We start from the raw sequence: 16,154 nt of genomic DNA, 5'->3' as shown, positions 1-16,154 counted from the left end.
CAAAAAACCTTGCGACAACTATCGCAAGGTTTTCTTATTTATTTTATTCTTTTCCGGCAGCAGCTTCTGACTGTCCATTAAGCAGCTGAGAATTTATCTCTTTCGCATCCTTTAAGTATTCTGTCTGGTAGCCGCTCTTCAGCGCCCACACATAGAATACAAGTGATACCATCGCAATCAGAACCATATCCCAGCCATAATGAATGACATTCAGGCCGCCGAATTTATCACTGCCCAAATAAGAAATGACCATCATGGCCAGCAGATAAAACACCATCCAGACGCCGGCTTTAAAGTTCCGGCCAAACCCTTTCCATTTCGCCTTCGCCTGATAATAGAAATAAATCGGAAGACCGATCAGGATAATAAACAGAACCTGCCCTGTTAACGGCCAGCGCGCCCAATACAGCACCAGTGATGCAAAAATAAATCCAAGCGGCGCTATCACGTTTAAACCTTTTAAACGAAGAGGCCTGTACAGGTCTTTCCCCGTCCGTCTCAATGTCATGACTGTGATCGGGCCGGTGATATAAGAAATTAACGTAGCAACGGAAATAATTTCCGCTAATACGCCCCACCCTCTGAACAGGAACAAAAAGATGAACGACACAATCAAGTTAAAGAACATTGCTTGTCGCGGAACGCCGTAAATCGGATGAAGCTTCCCGAATATACTCGGCATGTATTTGTTTTTTTCCATTCCGTAAATCATTCGGGACGTTGTCGCCGTATACGTAATCCCTGTTCCAGACGGTGATACAAATGCATCCGCATATAACACAATAACTAGCCAGTTAATATTCAGCGCAATCGCCAGATCAGCAAAAGGAGAATTAAAATTCAAATGGCTCCAGCCGTGAGCAATATCAGAAGGATTCACCGCTCCGATGAAGGCGATCTGCAGCAGGACATAAATCACTGTCGCAACGAAAAGAGAGCCGACAACCGCAATCGGAATTGATTTCCCCGGATTTTTTGCTTCACCCGCCATATTAATCGGGCTTTGGAAACCGTTAAACGCAAAAACGATACCTGAAGTGGCAACCGCCGTCAGCACACTTGCCCAGCCATTCGGCGCAATGCTTTGACCGCCAGTAAAGTTTTCTCCGTGGAATCCGACAAACAGCAAAGCTCCAATCGTAAGACCCGGAATAATAATTTTAAAAATCGTAATTAATGAATTCGCTTTCGAAAATAGATTGACTGTCCAGTAGTTCAGCAGAAAATAAATGAGAAGCAATACAGAGGCAAATGCTAGCCCTTCCCCAGTCAGCGTTCCATTCTTCACCAAACCGCTTGTCCATTTCGCCCATTCCCATGGCCAAGAACTCATATATTGAACGGAGGCCACCGCTTCAACCGGAATGACGGACACAATTGCAATCCAGTTGGCCCAGCCCGCAATAAAACCGATAAACGAACCGTGTGAATATTGCGTATATTTTACCATTCCCCCCGCTTCAGGGAACATAGAACCTAGTTCACTATAAGAAAGAGCAATAAATAAAATGACGACCATTCCAATAACCCATGAAATAATAGCAGCTGGTCCTGCTATTTGAGCAGCACGCCAAGCCCCGAACAGCCAGCCTGAACCGATCATCGACCCGAGCCCGACCATCATGAGGGAAAACGTTCCCATTCTTCGATGCAATTGATTCATATCGTAAACACCTTTCATGTATGATGACATTCTCTTGCTAATTATATTATTATTCTGATTACTTTACTTTGTCAATATTTATCGAATTTTGACTGAAACGATAATAAGTCAATGTATATTACCTTCCAATACAGGAATGAAGTCACTAATTTCTTCTTAAATGGAATTTACTGTGAATTCCAATGATAAAAACACAATAGGTTTAGCTATTTCCAAAACGGGAATGATACAGGAAACACTATTCTTAAAATAGAAAGGAGTATCACCATGAAACAAAAGCTGTTACTTTCAGGTCTCGCTGTTTCAACTGTCGGCATCACTTCTTATCTATTAAAAGACCCGTCAAATCGCCAAAAGGCAAGAGAATTCATTCACAGCATGAAGATGAAAATAACAAAACAGCCAGACATGGAAACGTTCCCAGTTGATAAAGCCGGCCACCCGGACCCGCAAGATATCGAGGACAACAAAATGGTATCAGAAGGCTCCATGTATCCCGTCCAATACTACGATGAAAAAAAGAAGTAATCAAAAAGCTCTCTTCGATAAAGGAAGAGAGCTTTTTAATTTAACTTTTTCGTCTGATTCCGCTCATTACGAAGCCGCTTTCAGGCAATGACGGCATTCTGGCGAGACTGTAATGCAGTGATTGTTCCGGAACATCGTATTCAATCTGATGGACGAGGAAATCCAGGCTCGCTTTCATGACTTCAATTGTAATGCCTTCCCCTGGACAGCGGTGGCCTTTCTCGGCGTGCCCCCCGCCTTGAGGAATCATATCATACGGATTTTCTTCCCGCTCCGCAAATCGTTCCGGCCGGAATTCATCGGGGTGATCCCATAGACGAGGGTCGTGGTTCGTTCCATATACATCAAGCAGCACCGATGTGCCCTTTTTAAACTCACAGTTATTCCATACAAAATCTTTTTTGACAAGCGCCCCTAAAAACGGGCCGAACGGATAATATCTGCGGACCTCCTGCACAAACATTTCTCTTTCCCGGCTGTTTCCAGACCGCAGCCATTCCTTATACTTCGGATGCTCATGAAGCGCCAAAGCTGAAAACACCAGAAAGTAAGAAATGGCGACAATAGGCCGCAGTACATTAATCAGCTCAATGGCTGCCATGCGGGAATCCAGCTGGCTTCCATCTTCTTGTGTGTGAAAAGCCATTTCATGCAGCGCTGTTCCGGGAGTCGTTTTCAGCAAGCCGGCACGAGCATCTTCAATCATGACTTCAATCCACTCTTCCGCACGCGGCCTTGCTCTTCTTCCCTTCCAATGCCGCGGTCCCACAGCACCGAACGCGTCGACCATGTCAATGAAGTCATCCGCCCTCTCTTTGACTTCCGTTTCCTTCAACGGAACACCTGCCCAATAGCACGCTACCCGGCACAGGATTTCTTTTGCTTCTTCAAATAACACAACCTCATCTGCCTTCTCCCATCTTGTGACTGCTGCTTTCCACTCCTCTGTCATCAACTCAGCCAAACGTTTTTGATGCGGCGGTGTCATCAATGACAGAAAAAGCATCTTCCGATGGATATGCGCGCTGCCATCCATTCCCTGAATCGCATTAACACCAAACAGCGATTTCTGCACCCGCTTAGGCAAAGCGTTCTGCCGCTGGAATCGATCCGTATCATAAAACACCTTCGCCGCCTCAGCGCCAGTCATGCAAATAAAGTTTTTTCCCAACAAACGGGCCTGAAACAGATCTGAATTGTAGCGCTCTGTTCTGTTTTTAATAAATAAATACCCTTCCTTCAGCAGTGTCAGGCTGTTATCGAGACTTTTGTCATGTGGAATCTGCTCATTCATCCGCTTACCCTGCCTTCCTTTTTACCCTCTATTTTCACGTTATCTTCCGACTATAAACCCAGTAACAGTATTTGTTTACAAAACCAAATTTAAGCGCTTTTTGATTATTTTTTAAAGGAAGAACAAACGAAAGAGAGAAAAGGTAGTTAATCAAAACGAAGGGGAGAACAAAATGAAAAAATGGATATATGTTGTGCTTGTGCTGAGTATTGCAGGGATCGGCGGCTTCTCCGTCCACGCAGCATCATCTGCTCATGAAAAACACTTGAATGTCAGCAAAATGAATGTCGATGATGAATTCAAGGATACGGATGGAACCTTCATTCTTCACGATTTACAAAAGGATCAGACATTTGTCTATAACAGAAAACGGGCAAATCAAAGACAAACTCCGCAATCCACCTTTAAAGTCGTGAACGCTTTAATCGGTTTGCAGGTCAAAGCTGTAAGAGATGAATACGATGTTAAACGATGGGACGGGGTCAAGCGTGAATTCGAATCATGGAACCGCGACCATACGCTTGGCTCGGCCATGCGCGAATCCGCAATCTGGTATTATCAGGCATTAGCGAGAGATATCGGCGAGGAAAGAATGAAAACATGGCTTCATACACTATCTTACGGCAACGAGGATATCAGCGGGGGAATCGACCAGTTTTGGCTGCAAAGCTCGCTCACAATATCTCCGCTGGAACAAGAAACTTTTTTGGAGAAACTGGCTAACGAGGAGCTTCCATTTGACAAGCCGGTAATGAAAACCGTCAAGCGCATGATGATTCAAGAGGAAGGCGATCATTACACGCTCTACGGGAAAACCGGAACTCGCCTGACAGATATGGGATTAGGATGGTTTGTCGGATTCATCAAAACAGAGCATGGCTCTTATGTCTTTGTCACCAATGTCGATGATTCCGGCACAAAAGCCAAAAACATCACCGTGGATATCCTGAAAAAGTATGGGCTGATCACATCCTAAATAAAAGAGCCCTGCACGACAGGGCTCTAAATCTCATGCTCAAAACAATAATGATTCACAAGCTCTTCAATCAAATCATGATCGGGATATTCCCCGTTAAATTCAAATTCGATTTCTTCCACAAACTCTCCTTGGTGGTACACATGGATGGCTCCGTTTTGACGGACAACGCTAAACTCCGGCTGAAATGTATATCCGCTTCGTTCAATTGCTCCCATTTCTTACCCGCCTTTCTCAAAGCAGTAATTCATACACCTCGTTTAATTCCTTGGCCCGTTTTTGATCCTGTTCATTCTGGGCATACTTAATTTCTTTTTCTAATACATGGTTCAAAAAAGACATTTCATTATCATCTAAGTCTTTTACAAATTCCTCTTCATTTGCATAACGCTTCGCCAGCATCTTCTTGCAAATACGCTGGCACACTTCATTTTCTAGATGATTCGAAAGTGATTCGCGCAAATAACCGAGTGTAACATCCATTTTATGAACACCTTTCCTTCTGCTATCTTTACCCTATAGCTTGCTAAAATAGGGAAAATCCATACGCAAAAAATAAAAAAAGAGACATCCGCGAATGTCTCTTTTTTATCGTTATTCAGCTGCTTGTTCGCTTTTTGTCAAATTGGCCTGCGTGCGTTTGCCAATCCCAAACACATAATAACTAATGACCACAAGCGCTAAGAAAATTACACCTACAATCAGAGAGATACGAGTATCATCGTTAAACCACATGCCAACCAGAACCATCAGCAAGAAAGCAATCGTCAAATAGTTTGTAAAAGGAGCAAACGGCATTTTGAATGGATGTTTATCTAATGCAGCACCCTTCGCTTTTCTGAATCCGATATGGCTGATCAAAATGATAAACCAAGGAATCATCCCTGGGAGCACGCTTGCGCTGTATACATAGACAAAGATCTTCGGCGGAGCGATATAGTTCAGCACAACACCGACAGCCAAACCGATCAGCACCGCAATTGTGCCATACAGCGGCACACCATTGCGTGAAATCTTCTTAAAGAATTTCGGTGCTTGTCCATTGACACCCAGTGTATACAGCATGCGGCCCGCGCTGAAAATACCGCTGTTACAGCCGGACATTGCAGCAGTAATCACGACAAAGTTAATAATGCCGGCCGCTGCCGTAATTCCAATTTTCGAGAACGTAGACACAAACGGACTTCCGAGTGAGTTGAGCTCATCCCAAGGATACACCGTCACGATCACAAAAATAGCACCAATGTAGAAAATCAAAATACGCCAGATAATACTTTGAATCGCATTTCTTAGCGTGTTTTGCGGGTCCTTCGCTTCACCCGCTGTAATCCCGATCAGCTCAACTCCTTGATAGGCCGCAATGACAAGAGACAGTGCAAAGAAGAAACCCGAGAAACCTCCTGCAAAGAAGCCCCCGTGAGACCACAGGTTCGACAAACCGATCGCATCTCCGCCATTGCCAAAACCGAAGAAAATAATTCCGATTCCCGCAATAATCATCAAGATAATCGTCACGATTTTAATCATCGCAAACCAAAACTCAAATTCCCCAAACGACTTAACAGAAATTAAATTCGCCGCACCAAGAATCACCATTGCCACGATACCAGGTATCCAAGCAGGCAAATCCGGGAACCAATACTTCATATAAGAACCGACAGCGATAATTTCTGACATGCCGACGATAATCCACTGGAACCAGTTGCTCCATGCTGTTATATAACCTGCCATCGGATGAATATATTGATGGCCGAACGTCGCAAAAGAACCTGTGCTCGGCTCGACATACAGCATTTCACCCATCGCACGCATAATAAAAAAGATAAAAATTCCGCATATTGCATAAGCCAGAAGGACAGATGGGCCAGTCCATGAAATCGTGCTGGCAGAACCCATAAACAAACCAACACCGATTGTACCGCCCAAGGCGATCATCTGAATATGGCGCGCGCCCAGGCCCCTCTTTAATTCTTTATTTGCCACTCCTCTTCCTCCTCCTAACAAAATACTCATAAATGAGAAAACAGCAGACCTGCTTGCCTTCACATGAATCAGTGATAACAATCAGAAAATTCAAACTTAAAATTGTTATATAATCTCCTAAATTACTTATTTCATCATAATAAATTTCTCTGGAAAATACAATTGTTTTTTTCAGGTAAACACCTTTGTTCAGAGTTTTGAATCGTTCACTTCTTTTAAAATCTTTTATATAAAAATAATAAAATTGTTTGAATATTCTAATTAATACACCCCTTAGATTCTCATAAAAAATAAGCTGTCCTACATGAACAGCTTACTTAATAATTCACACCCGTTTGACGCTTTAATGCTTCAAGCCACCCGGTATCTCCGGTCCCATAGCTCTTGCTTTGTCCCACATCTCTCAGAGATCCATTGCTGTAATCAATTGATAGGATGAAATCCGGAATGGCATTATACCCGGCTTCCGCGATTTTACTGAGCTCTGAACGATAGTAAGATATAGCATAAGAAGCCGTTTGCTTCTGTACTGGATCTTTTTCAAGTTCTTCCTTATATACATCTATTAAGTCACGTCCCTCAGGCGTGACGTACCGTCCATCAATGACTTCTAAATCCTTCAATTGATAGCCTGTGACTTCGTACATCTCACGAGCAGTCTGATACTTTTGATAGGCCTCTTCGGAAAATTGTGTTGAATCACTGCTTTGGCTTTTCATGATGTGTAAAAATAGTTCTTTGCTGTTGTCTCCAGATTGCAGCACTTGCTCAATTTGCTTGATCAGATCCTGATCGTCTGTCCCGCTCACCCGCACCTGATAGTCAATCGGTGTGATTGTAAACGTCAGCTCTGTCCCCTCTGGAATATGAATATGGTTTCGATTCAACAGCACTTGCAGCTGCTGGTTAACCTGTCCCCGCTGATACACCTTTTCATTCTCAGCTTCCACTTCCCCATGAAATGTGACATTCCGAAACGCAGCATCCTGGAGGTTATAGTTTTGCGCCTTCCCTTTGAATAGCCATTCTGTTTCATTATCGTAAGCAGCCTGTCTTTCTGCAGCTGACAGATCACTTCTGAAATAAGGAGACTTTGAATTTTGGTACTTATCCTTAATATAGCCTAATGGATCAGACTTTGTTTTATTAATCGCATTCATCCTGCTGTATTTTTCATCTAGTATTTTGATTCTGATATCACTCTCAGATTCATAGGGGTTTTGGGATTGAATCACTGTTTCTTCCCCTGTGTCTGTCACTGTTCGATCATTCGCTGATTGATACGCTTTGCTGAACGTCCCGCTGTTTCCCGACACGCTGGTTTTAGAATAATTGAACTGATTGATTCCCCCAGTTGAAGATTGTGACTTAAGCCTGCTGTATGCCTTTTCCAGAACTGCCGCTGGATTTTCAGTCGCATTCTCCCGTTTGGCAGGCGCATTCTTGCTCAATATGTTCTGTGCCATCAGCTGAGTGCGGATAAATTGCCGATTCAGACGCATTGAATTCCCTCCCGAGTATTCTCTCTTATTCTTTTTTATCGGCGAAGATAATGTATATATTAACCTCAAAAAACATTTATTTACACCTAAATCGTTATTATGTATGATGGAAATAAAAGGAGGTTGTTTGCATGGTGAAAAAATGGCTTATTCAATTCGCTGTTATGCTTTCTGTCTTATCTACCTTTACGTATTCGGCATCAGCTGTCGGAGTCACTGCTATCACAGGAAACAATTCATTTGATACCGCAATGCCGATCGGTTATTGGAAATATAAAAATATCGATACAACAATACTGGAAGCTGGTCAAGATGAAGCCTATTTCACTTTTACGGCTAATAAGGGAGAAAAAGTATACGTGAGGAGTACATACCAGAGCGCGTATACAGGGATGAAAATTGAAATTTATGATAAGAATAGAATACCTGTTTCTCAAGGGACAGAAGTCATTAACCCTAATACGTTTTCTTCTTTTATTTATGCAAATGCAGACGCCCAAAACACGACAGATACCTTTTATGTGAAAGTGTCACGAGGCACCTATACCGGAAACATGTATTTTACACTTTCAATTGAAGACCGAATCAAATCAGGCAGCGGAACGTTCCAATTCAGCGGCGTTGCTGAAAATAAAGGAAATACAAGCCTTAGCCCCTCAGGTTCTGACTCCAGCGTGATCAAGGTTGATTTAACAAACCAATCTGGGATACCGCGTGATGCCATTGTAACCAGAGTTCAGACAACCGCCACTCAAACACCAAGCCAGGGAAATACACGCCACCTGATCATGACGAGCGAAAACAACGAATGGCGCCGTGCTCTTGTAAACAGCTCGACTTCAGGGTCTTATGATATCTCTTTGTCAGATCAACTCAGTGTGGCAAAGGTATGGAGTTTTAAATATAATACATTAGCGACAGCCAGATCGACGATGAGCAACGTAAAAGCAAAAATAGATTATGAATACGACGTGACAAAGCAGTTTTAACTTATACCGAGCCGGTTATCCGGCTCTTTTTTATTCTCCGTCTAGAAGGTAAACTATAGTCAGTACAACCAAGGGAAGTGCAGACATGGCATTAAAACTTCTAAAAAAACTGCTTTTTGACCGCCCTCTAAAGAACGGCGTTATCTTAAATCATCAATACAAAATCGAAGAGTGCCTTGGTATGGGAGGCTACGGTTTGGTTTATTTGTGCACCGATATCCTAACTCAAACACCTTATGTCTTAAAACAGCTTCGGCCGACAAAAGCGAAAAAGGAAAAAGAGAGAGTCCGATTCCAACAGGAAATAAAACTGCTCAAAAGCATTCACCACCCGCAAATTCCGGGCTTCATAGATGAGTTCATCATAGACGGACAGGCTTATTATGTCATGCAGTTCATTGAGGGAGAGAATATAGAAGAATTATTATTTTTTCGAAAACAGCCGTTCACAGAGCTTATGGCGTTACAACTGATTTCGCAGCTGCTTGAGATTATAGAATACCTGCATGATCGCCTTATCTTCCACAGCGACATCAGGACGCCTAATATCATCATCAATGACGGCAGGCTCTGCCTCCTCGATTTCGGCCTTGCCAAACAATTGACTCCTGAAGAAATGGAGGAAATAAAGGTACGAAAACAGGATGACTTCTTCGATCTCGGAGAAACGCTGTTATTCCTGCTGTACTCTCAATATAAAGGAAAAAAGAAGAAAAACGGCACTTGGCTGGAGGAATTAACACTGACAAAGGAAGTAACCCTGCTGCTGAAAAGATTATTGGGCATTGAGGAAGAGTATCAGCACACCGCTTCCATTCGCGAGGATCTAAACCGGGCCATTCAATCGGTCACATAAAAAAACCCTTGTCCCAAAAGCGGAACAAGAACTTTTTTTGGATTAACTGCTGCTGTAGCTCCGGCGTTTGTAACGATGACTGCCGCCATAACGGTCGTAGTGTCTTCTTTTGCCCGAGCTGCTGCTGTAGCTGCGATAATGTCTGCGCCGACTGCTGCTGTAATGCCGGTGTCTGCGATATCGGTCACTAGAACTGCTTGAGAGGTACTTAATCGTTTTGATGATTTTTTTAAACATATGCTGTTCACCCCATTTCTTTCTCCCTATTATATAAATTTTATAGGAGAAAGAAAAACATCAGCGGGGTCACTCTTTTGAAAACAAGAACCCCGTTCCGTTATCATTTGTATGCAGCTCATAAGTAATCGCAAGCAGCCTGCATGTATCCTCAATAATCTTTAACCCAAGTCCCTCACTGCTCTCATTCCGATCAAATCCAATACCGTCATCACGAATAAAAACATCGCCATGTTCAATCGTGACTTCCATCTTTTTAGCTTTTGAATGCCTTAACGTATTTTGAAAAATATTATCAAACAGCCTTTCCATCCATAACGCGTTGCTCATCCATATCACATCTTGATCTGCCGGCTTATAGTGCAGCTCAATCCCACTCATACTGTATAAATAATCCCACTTTTTCACCGCTGTTTCTAATAGCTCGTTTAGACGCACTTCTTCATTTACAATATAAGAGCTTTCCAGCGTCTCAGCGGAATATAGATTGAATTCATTGGTTAATTCCGAGATATATTCGATTTGCTGATACAATGATTCGAATACAGCCTGACCATGACATTGGTCTTCCAAATAAAATAACTGCAACCTGAGAGCCGTTAAAGGTGTATTAATGTCATGCCGCAGTTTTTGCAAAAGCTCCTTTTTGATTTCCTCTTGCTGTCTCAGCTCCAGTTCACGATATGTCGTCCGTTCAATTAACAAATTGACCGACTTGATCAGTTCCCCGATTTCATCAGCACGCTTCACTTCAATTTTATCGGGCACCCTTTGATCACTCGCCAAATGCCGAATGGTTTGATTTAATAGATTGATTTTATGCAACAGAGAATGAATCGACTTTGAAAATAAAAAAGCTAACAATAAGAGCGATATCAAAAATACAACAATCATTGCCGGGTACGCAAACGACCTGTGAAAGGGCGTACCATGATTCATCGGTTTAAACATGCTGTCATAAATCACCGACATCAAAACACTGACCGCCAGCAATAGCATCGGAACACTAATGACTGCCGTAAACAATAACAACTGACATTTTGTCTTGAGCTTCATTTCTTCACAACGGTATTCAGCCGATACCCTTCTCCATATATATTTTCAATCATCTCACCCGCTTGATCATTGATTTTAGCTCTGATTTTTTTAATATGCACATTGACAATATTCGGGTTTCTATCTTCGAGCTGCCATAGATATTCAAAGAAATGTTCCTTTGTCAGGATACTATCTCTATTTTCATATAAATAAAAGAAAATTTTCCGCTCAATCGCAGTAAACAATACCTCATCATGCAGGCTTTCATTGAACACTTTTTTCGTTACTGCATCAATATACAAATGTTTGATTTGCGTAAAGGTGCCATAATGATGCTCAAGCATATTCCGCATTCTTAATAGCAGCTCTCTCGGATCAAAGGGCTTTACCATATAATCCTCGCCGATCTGCAAACCTTGAAGCTTGCTGTCCATGTCATTGCGGGCCGAGAGAAAAATAACCGGAATGCCCAGCCCCAGCTCTTTGATTTTTGCAGACATTTGATACCCGTCTTCACCCGGCAGCATCAGATCCATAATGACCAAATCCACCTTCTGAATCACCGAAAGCACATCCGCTCCATCTGTTTTCCATATCACACGATATCCCTCACGCTGCAAAATCTTTTGCAGCAAATCACCAATCATCACATCGTCTTCAACGATTAAAATATGATAACCCTTCATCCTAGCGAACCTTTCTCATAAACTCCATGGAAAGTTTATATATTTGATCAGGCTGATATAAATAAATACTGTGTGTTCCCCTCAGTTCCTTTATATCGGCAGTATTGAATTGAGCCGCAAACGCTTCATAGTCTTTTCGGTTTTGTATAGCATACTTTGAATGTCTATTTTGGTCAGAGACCGCATCTAAAATCAAGACGGGAGTTTCCTTTGGCGCCGGCAGATTCACAGATTTGCTGCCGTTTTGGTAAGACTGCAAAAGCTCATGCTCCATATCTGCATTAAAAAATTGCTTAAAGTTAATGGCTTTATAGATTTCTTTTTCTTCATCAGTTAAAAACGACTGCCGAATCACCTCAGGATTATATACAGCGGAAGGCATAAACCGATGAAAACCAATCGAGGTTAACAGGTGGAACCCTCTCACTTTCAATCGGTCAACTCCGCTCAATTTATACGTGACGTACTGCTGGGGCAATCCAATATCCATCGCAATAATGGCCTTGATTTCCTTAGGATATTTCTGTGCCCAATACATTGCTTCAATCCCGGATATCGAATGAGGCATTAAAATATAAGGAGGCTTATTTCCGCTTTTCATAAGCACTTTCCTCGTCTGTTCCAATACCGTATCAATATCTCTGTCATCGTGAGACACTTCACTGTATCCATAACCTGCCCGATCTACAACAGCAATCTTATTTTCTTTTGAAAACTTGCTGTACAGTTCCTTCATTTCATAAGCAGGCGCAGCAATCCCCGAACCGGACATAAACACAAACGTATCCTTCCCGCTTCCCTCTTGATACACATTCATCTTTTTACCATCAACTTCGACTAATGTGCCTTTTTCTTTAAGGAGTGCCGCCTCTTTATTTAGCTGGAAATGGTGATAAATAAATACCGAGACGCATACAAGCAAAACCAAAGCAGCCAAGCTGACAAAAACAGTTTTGAGGACTTTCCATAATGTTTTCATATGATGCTCCTTTCACTTGATACTGAAAGGATACAATATGAAAATAAATTTCTGATTAACTTTGGAACAGTTTTTTTTCACATTTGACTTTGCCCTTACGGAAAGGTGTACATTTGGAGCATAGAGGTGATCACTCGGCTATCGATCGGCGAATTTTCAAAGATATGCAAAGTATCAACAAAAACACTGCTATACCATGATGAAATCGGACTCATCCACCCAGAAGACATTAATCCTGAAATCGGAAGGTCTATACGCAAAGTCCGAGAATTTCTTATACGCAGCCTTCTCCAACCGAGAACGACATTGAGAAGGCTACCGCTTATATCAATCTTTCACAAAACATAATTCAGGGGTATTTAATCTATTTATTCCTATTTATTCACACATCAAAGTCACCACAAAGCTTTTTCTCTTCTTCCTGCTCGATAAACAGATAATTTTCAGGACGGCCCAAAACAGAAAAAAGCGCCAAAAGCAACTTCCATCCTCGAAGCGGACTTCCGCATCTAAACTTCAACACTTCTCCTTCCGCTAAAGCAAACCTCAAAGTTGGGCTTGTACACCAAGCAATCTTCACTTGAATAACATGCTCACCAGGCGGTAAATCAATTCGCAGCCTTCCTCCATCTTTGATAGTTCCCATCTCAGCCCCATCAATTAGCACTGAATACTCTCTCATTTTGTTGATGTACTGCGATGTCCTGCTCATTTCAATGTACGTCTTTTGATTCACGATGACACATCCTCAAAGTAATGATCTTACAGGCGAGAAGCGCTAAAACCCTTCCGCCATACCGTTATTTCCCTTCCTAGTATATTATAACTTGCTGTGCTTCAGCTCTCCGTCGGCAAAAATCCCTTTCAGCTACAGTGTGTCTTCTAGTTGAGCGTATAAAAAAACACCCGCTTGTATAACGAGCGGATGTTAGAACTTTCGAAATTATTGATTGATATCTTTTAGCGCTTGTTTCGGTTGCGAATTGAAAATCAGCAATGATGCAATAATGGCAATCATAACCCCTAACGCACCAACCCAGGTAATCGAGGCCAATGATACGTTTTCCACAAAAACCCCTCCTATACCTGCGCCGACCGCCATGGCGAATTGCATCATTGACTGATTCATGCTAAGCAAAACACCTGACATTTCCGGTTCTATTGTAGCCAGGTGAAATTGCTGTGTCGGACCGGTGGACCATGCGGCAAACGACCATAATATGAGAATCACCAACACTCCGATATAGGAATGAGTAACAAGTGACAGAAGAATCAGTGTGACGATATGCAACGTCATCCCGCCAACGAGTGTAAAAGGCACTCCCCATTTATCGGTGCTATATCCCCCAAACTTTGATCCAACCAAACTGGCAATTCCAAATATAAGCAAAACACCACTGAGCAGCTTGCCATTTATACCTGAGATGTTCAAGAGATACGGTGACAAATAAGTGTAAGCAACAGAATATCCCCCGAGCCAGAAGAAAGTGATTGATAATCCCATAGCCACTTTCCGTTTTTTGAAAAGAGCAAGCTGTTGAAGCAAAGGCACAGGCTTATCCCCTTCAGTATGCGGAAGAGTAAAGAAAATAACGACCATTGCGATCAATCCCAACAAAGCAATTGCTCCAAATACAGACTTCCAGCCTAATGCTACTGCTATCATTCTTCCAAGCGGAACACCAATGATTAAAGAAGCGGTAAATCCCATCACGACCGTAGCGATGGCACTTCCCTGCTTCCCTTCCGATGCAATCTTAGCGGCAATCGTTAATGCGGTGACAACAACCACACCTGCTCCCATCGCCATAATGATCCGCGCTGCAATAAACCATCCATAACCAGGCAGTACAAAAGCCAGGACATTACCGAACACAAACAAACCTAGGGCATACATCATCAATTTGCGTCTATCCATACTTGCTGTCAACGCCATAAGTATGGGTGTAGAAAGAGCATATACAAGTGAGAAAATGGTAATAAGCTGGCCCGCGGCAGCTAAAGTGATCCCGAGAGTATGAGCAATTTGATCCAAAATTCCCGAAATGATGTACTCTGAGGTTCCAACTAAAAAGCTGACAATGGCTAAAATATAAATTTTCCAAGTGTTAGACATAAAACATTCACTCCTTAATTATCAATAAACATATCACGAATTATCGATATGTTATTATAAAAAATAAACACATCGTAATATGTCGATATGTATGGTGTAAAAATAAACATCTTTTGATGTTTATTTTTATATCTCTGTTTTAAGAAAGTCAGCAAGTTTCCCAATGGCTTCTTCATCTCTTTTGTAATATGTGTACTTTCCAATACGCTCCGCCTTAATCAAGCCGGCTCTTAAAAGGATGGTAAGATATTGAGAAGCTGTCGATTGCGTCATTTTCAATTTGTCTGTTATTTGACTGACACATACCCCGATTGTGTTCATATCAATCCCTTCATGGGGTGCAAAATGACGATCGGGCTCCTTCAGCCATTGTAAAATTTGCAGCCTTGATTCATTTGATAAGGCTTTGAATACTTCAATTGGTTCCATATCGATTATTATATCGTTATATTTCGATATGTCAATCCGTTTTTTGGATATATTTAATTAAAGGTTTATCTCTGACTAATTCCGTGAAATGAAACTGAAGACAGCATATCAATTTTGTTCACCTCTTAAATTTATCATCAAGCTTTACGAAATTGGTCTCATAATCATGTCACTAAACACTTGGGGAACCCGGCAGGTGACAAGGATGTTTTCAATTAAAATGAATTTAATATTGTTCAAGTGACTAATCACCAGCATCAAATTCATGTATTTAAAATAGATGTAAAAAAACATCCGCTCATAACAACAGCGGATGTTAGATCTTTCGACAGGAATAACAAGTCAGTGTACTATGAATTGACATCTCTTTATGTCCGCTTAGGTTATGAATAAAAGTTATCAATGATGCCATAATTGTAAAACAAAAGAAGCGGCAGTTCATTATGTTCAATTCACAACAGATTCCATACCGTCAAAACATTTATTTTCTTTAGATTATAAGATCTTTTCCAAATTTTTCTCTAGATCATTACATAATTTAAACACCATCACTCGTTCACCTGTCCGGGAGCTTAAATCAGTATGAAAACTTTTCACTTTTTCTCCGGTTATTTTTAAGATAATATCCTTAAGGCCTTCTATACCTGATTCGACTAACTCCGAACGAGTTTGTTTGATAGATAACATACCCTCTTTTGATCCACAAACTACATATTCGGCTGGTGTTAAAATCCCTTTTAAATTGACGATGATCATGTCCCGCAGTATATCAGTCTTAACAGATACAGACCCCCGTCCAAGATAATCCTTCTCCCATTGAGTAATGGACTTACTGATCTCTGATTCAATAGAACCTTTCGACTTTTTCATATCTAATA

General features: G+C 41.7%; 18 protein-coding genes and 1 pseudogene. 5 read left to right on the top strand and 14 right to left on the bottom strand.

Features of this window, described 5'->3' with window-relative positions:
* Nucleotides 1–43 precede the first annotated feature (43 nt).
* Entirely contained in the window at nt 44–1,663 is a 1,620-nt protein-coding gene (locus NSQ83_RS01650; RefSeq protein ID WP_003246447.1) for an APC family permease, read from the bottom strand.
* 267 nt (nt 1,664–1,930) lie between these two features.
* Here NSQ83_RS01650 and NSQ83_RS01645 point away from each other — a divergent pair, with 267 nt between their 5' ends.
* Nucleotides 1,931–2,191 carry a hypothetical protein gene (locus tag NSQ83_RS01645; RefSeq protein WP_003234883.1) on the top strand — a complete coding sequence of 87 codons (261 nt, stop codon included), beginning with the start codon at nt 1,931–1,933 and terminating at the stop codon, nt 2,189–2,191.
* Between the two features lie 40 nt (nt 2,192–2,231).
* Here NSQ83_RS01645 and cypC read toward each other — a convergent pair whose 3' ends face one another.
* Nucleotides 2,232–3,485, bottom strand: coding sequence for a fatty-acid peroxygenase (gene cypC, locus NSQ83_RS01640; protein WP_046664305.1), 1,254 nt, complete (start codon nt 3,483–3,485; stop codon nt 2,232–2,234).
* A 172-nt stretch (nt 3,486–3,657) separates the two neighbouring features.
* On the opposite strand from cypC, the gene blaOXA reads away from it, so the two are divergent.
* Entirely contained in the window at nt 3,658–4,461 is an 804-nt protein-coding gene (gene blaOXA, locus NSQ83_RS01635) for a class D beta-lactamase (RefSeq protein ID WP_046664306.1), read from the top strand.
* A gap of 26 nt (nt 4,462–4,487) precedes the next feature.
* Here blaOXA and NSQ83_RS01630 read toward each other — a convergent pair whose 3' ends face one another.
* From NSQ83_RS01630 to NSQ83_RS01615, 4 genes are all read right to left on the bottom strand, one after another.
* Nucleotides 4,488–4,679 (bottom strand): DUF5370 family protein, encoded by a 192-nt coding sequence (locus NSQ83_RS01630; protein ID WP_003234886.1) that lies wholly within the window; start codon nt 4,677–4,679, stop codon nt 4,488–4,490.
* A 16-nt stretch (nt 4,680–4,695) separates the two neighbouring features.
* Nucleotides 4,696–4,944, bottom strand: coding sequence for a sigma-G-dependent sporulation-specific acid-soluble spore protein CsgA (gene csgA, locus NSQ83_RS01625; RefSeq protein WP_003234887.1), 249 nt, complete (start codon nt 4,942–4,944; stop codon nt 4,696–4,698).
* 111 nt (nt 4,945–5,055) lie between these two features.
* On the bottom strand, nt 5,056–6,444 hold the full coding sequence (locus tag NSQ83_RS01620; RefSeq protein WP_015252942.1) for an amino acid permease: 1,389 nt from the start codon (nt 6,442–6,444) through the stop codon (nt 5,056–5,058).
* Nucleotides 6,445–6,761: 317 nt separating this feature from the next.
* Complete coding sequence (locus NSQ83_RS01615; RefSeq protein ID WP_204551412.1) at nt 6,762–7,946, bottom strand: DUF4885 domain-containing protein; 1,185 nt, start codon at nt 7,944–7,946, stop codon at nt 6,762–6,764.
* Nucleotides 7,947–8,077: 131 nt separating this feature from the next.
* On the opposite strand from NSQ83_RS01615, the gene NSQ83_RS01610 reads away from it, so the two are divergent.
* Nucleotides 8,078–8,935: a hypothetical protein gene (locus NSQ83_RS01610; RefSeq protein WP_204551411.1), complete on the top strand. Its 858-nt coding sequence runs from the start codon at nt 8,078–8,080 to the stop codon at nt 8,933–8,935.
* Nucleotides 8,936–9,020: 85 nt separating this feature from the next.
* Nucleotides 9,021–9,791 carry a protein kinase gene (locus NSQ83_RS01605; protein ID WP_015252945.1) on the top strand — a complete coding sequence of 257 codons (771 nt, stop codon included), beginning with the start codon at nt 9,021–9,023 and terminating at the stop codon, nt 9,789–9,791.
* Here the strand turns inward: NSQ83_RS01605 and NSQ83_RS01600 are convergent.
* The 4 genes from NSQ83_RS01600 to NSQ83_RS01585 are packed head-to-tail and all read right to left on the bottom strand — an operon-like array spanning nt 9,776 to nt 12,731.
* Nucleotides 9,776–10,039, bottom strand: coding sequence for a hypothetical protein (locus tag NSQ83_RS01600; protein WP_029726939.1), 264 nt, complete (start codon nt 10,037–10,039; stop codon nt 9,776–9,778). The genes NSQ83_RS01605 and NSQ83_RS01600 overlap by 16 nt on opposite strands.
* Nucleotides 10,040–10,097: 58 nt before the next feature.
* Entirely contained in the window at nt 10,098–11,084 is a 987-nt protein-coding gene (gene ybdK, locus NSQ83_RS01595) for a two-component system sensor histidine kinase YbdK (RefSeq protein WP_198879020.1), read from the bottom strand.
* Nucleotides 11,081–11,752 (bottom strand): two-component system response regulator YbdJ, encoded by a 672-nt coding sequence (gene ybdJ / locus NSQ83_RS01590; RefSeq protein ID WP_198879019.1) that lies wholly within the window; start codon nt 11,750–11,752, stop codon nt 11,081–11,083. Before ybdJ ends, ybdK begins: the two co-directional genes overlap by 4 nt.
* 1 nt (nt 11,753) lies before the next feature.
* On the bottom strand, nt 11,754–12,731 hold the full coding sequence (locus NSQ83_RS01585; protein WP_198879018.1) for an alpha/beta hydrolase: 978 nt from the start codon (nt 12,729–12,731) through the stop codon (nt 11,754–11,756).
* A 129-nt stretch (nt 12,732–12,860) separates the two neighbouring features.
* On the opposite strand from NSQ83_RS01585, the pseudogene NSQ83_RS01580 reads away from it, so the two are divergent.
* Nucleotides 12,861–13,007 (top strand): annotated as a pseudogene (locus tag NSQ83_RS01580) (MerR family DNA-binding transcriptional regulator); the annotation flags it as partial.
* A gap of 106 nt (nt 13,008–13,113) precedes the next feature.
* Here the strand turns inward: NSQ83_RS01580 and NSQ83_RS01575 are convergent.
* The 4 genes from NSQ83_RS01575 to NSQ83_RS01560 all read right to left on the bottom strand — a co-directional run bounded on the left by NSQ83_RS01575 (nt 13,114) and on the right by NSQ83_RS01560 (nt 16,146).
* The gene (locus NSQ83_RS01575) at nt 13,114–13,467 is read right to left on the bottom strand and encodes a hypothetical protein (protein ID WP_172480948.1); all 354 of its coding nucleotides are present in this window, start codon (nt 13,465–13,467) and stop codon (nt 13,114–13,116) included.
* A 207-nt stretch (nt 13,468–13,674) separates the two neighbouring features.
* On the bottom strand, nt 13,675–14,847 hold the full coding sequence (locus tag NSQ83_RS01570; RefSeq protein ID WP_017694956.1) for an MFS transporter: 1,173 nt from the start codon (nt 14,845–14,847) through the stop codon (nt 13,675–13,677).
* A gap of 126 nt (nt 14,848–14,973) precedes the next feature.
* The gene (locus NSQ83_RS01565; RefSeq protein ID WP_003234907.1) at nt 14,974–15,276 is read right to left on the bottom strand and encodes a metalloregulator ArsR/SmtB family transcription factor; all 303 of its coding nucleotides are present in this window, start codon (nt 15,274–15,276) and stop codon (nt 14,974–14,976) included.
* Nucleotides 15,277–15,771: 495 nt separating this feature from the next.
* Nucleotides 15,772–16,146 (bottom strand): DUF2294 domain-containing protein, encoded by a 375-nt coding sequence (locus tag NSQ83_RS01560; protein WP_003246482.1) that lies wholly within the window; start codon nt 16,144–16,146, stop codon nt 15,772–15,774.
* Nucleotides 16,147–16,154 lie beyond the last annotated feature (8 nt).

The organism is Bacillus sp. PS217, from assembly GCF_037963535.1.
Taxonomy (GTDB): domain Bacteria; phylum Bacillota; class Bacilli; order Bacillales; family Bacillaceae; genus Bacillus; species Bacillus subtilis.
Note: the sequence above shows the minus strand (reverse complement) of the source record. Positions and strands in the feature narration are given on the sequence as shown.

Coding starts and splice junctions, on each gene's coding strand:
- ybdK (WP_198879020.1), bottom strand. CDS start 11,084: ATGAAGCTCAAGACAAAATGTCAGTTGTTATTGTTTACGGCAGTCATT.
- NSQ83_RS01645 (WP_003234883.1), top strand. CDS start 1,931: ATGAAACAAAAGCTGTTACTTTCAGGTCTCGCTGTTTCAACTGTCGGC.
- NSQ83_RS01570 (WP_017694956.1), bottom strand. CDS start 14,847: ATGTCTAACACTTGGAAAATTTATATTTTAGCCATTGTCAGCTTTTTA.
- cypC (WP_046664305.1), bottom strand. CDS start 3,485: ATGAATGAGCAGATTCCACATGACAAAAGTCTCGATAACAGCCTGACA.
- NSQ83_RS01605 (WP_015252945.1), top strand. CDS start 9,021: ATGGCATTAAAACTTCTAAAAAAACTGCTTTTTGACCGCCCTCTAAAG.
- NSQ83_RS01560 (WP_003246482.1), bottom strand. CDS start 16,146: ATGAAAAAGTCGAAAGGTTCTATTGAATCAGAGATCAGTAAGTCCATT.
- NSQ83_RS01585 (WP_198879018.1), bottom strand. CDS start 12,731: ATGAAAACATTATGGAAAGTCCTCAAAACTGTTTTTGTCAGCTTGGCT.
- NSQ83_RS01615 (WP_204551412.1), bottom strand. CDS start 7,946: ATGCGTCTGAATCGGCAATTTATCCGCACTCAGCTGATGGCACAGAAC.
- csgA (WP_003234887.1), bottom strand. CDS start 4,944: ATGGATGTTACACTCGGTTATTTGCGCGAATCACTTTCGAATCATCTA.
- NSQ83_RS01565 (WP_003234907.1), bottom strand. CDS start 15,276: ATGGAACCAATTGAAGTATTCAAAGCCTTATCAAATGAATCAAGGCTG.
- ybdJ (WP_198879019.1), bottom strand. CDS start 11,752: ATGAAGGGTTATCATATTTTAATCGTTGAAGACGATGTGATGATTGGT.
- NSQ83_RS01610 (WP_204551411.1), top strand. CDS start 8,078: ATGGTGAAAAAATGGCTTATTCAATTCGCTGTTATGCTTTCTGTCTTA.
- NSQ83_RS01650 (WP_003246447.1), bottom strand. CDS start 1,663: ATGAATCAATTGCATCGAAGAATGGGAACGTTTTCCCTCATGATGGTC.
- NSQ83_RS01630 (WP_003234886.1), bottom strand. CDS start 4,679: ATGGGAGCAATTGAACGAAGCGGATATACATTTCAGCCGGAGTTTAGC.
- blaOXA (WP_046664306.1), top strand. CDS start 3,658: ATGAAAAAATGGATATATGTTGTGCTTGTGCTGAGTATTGCAGGGATC.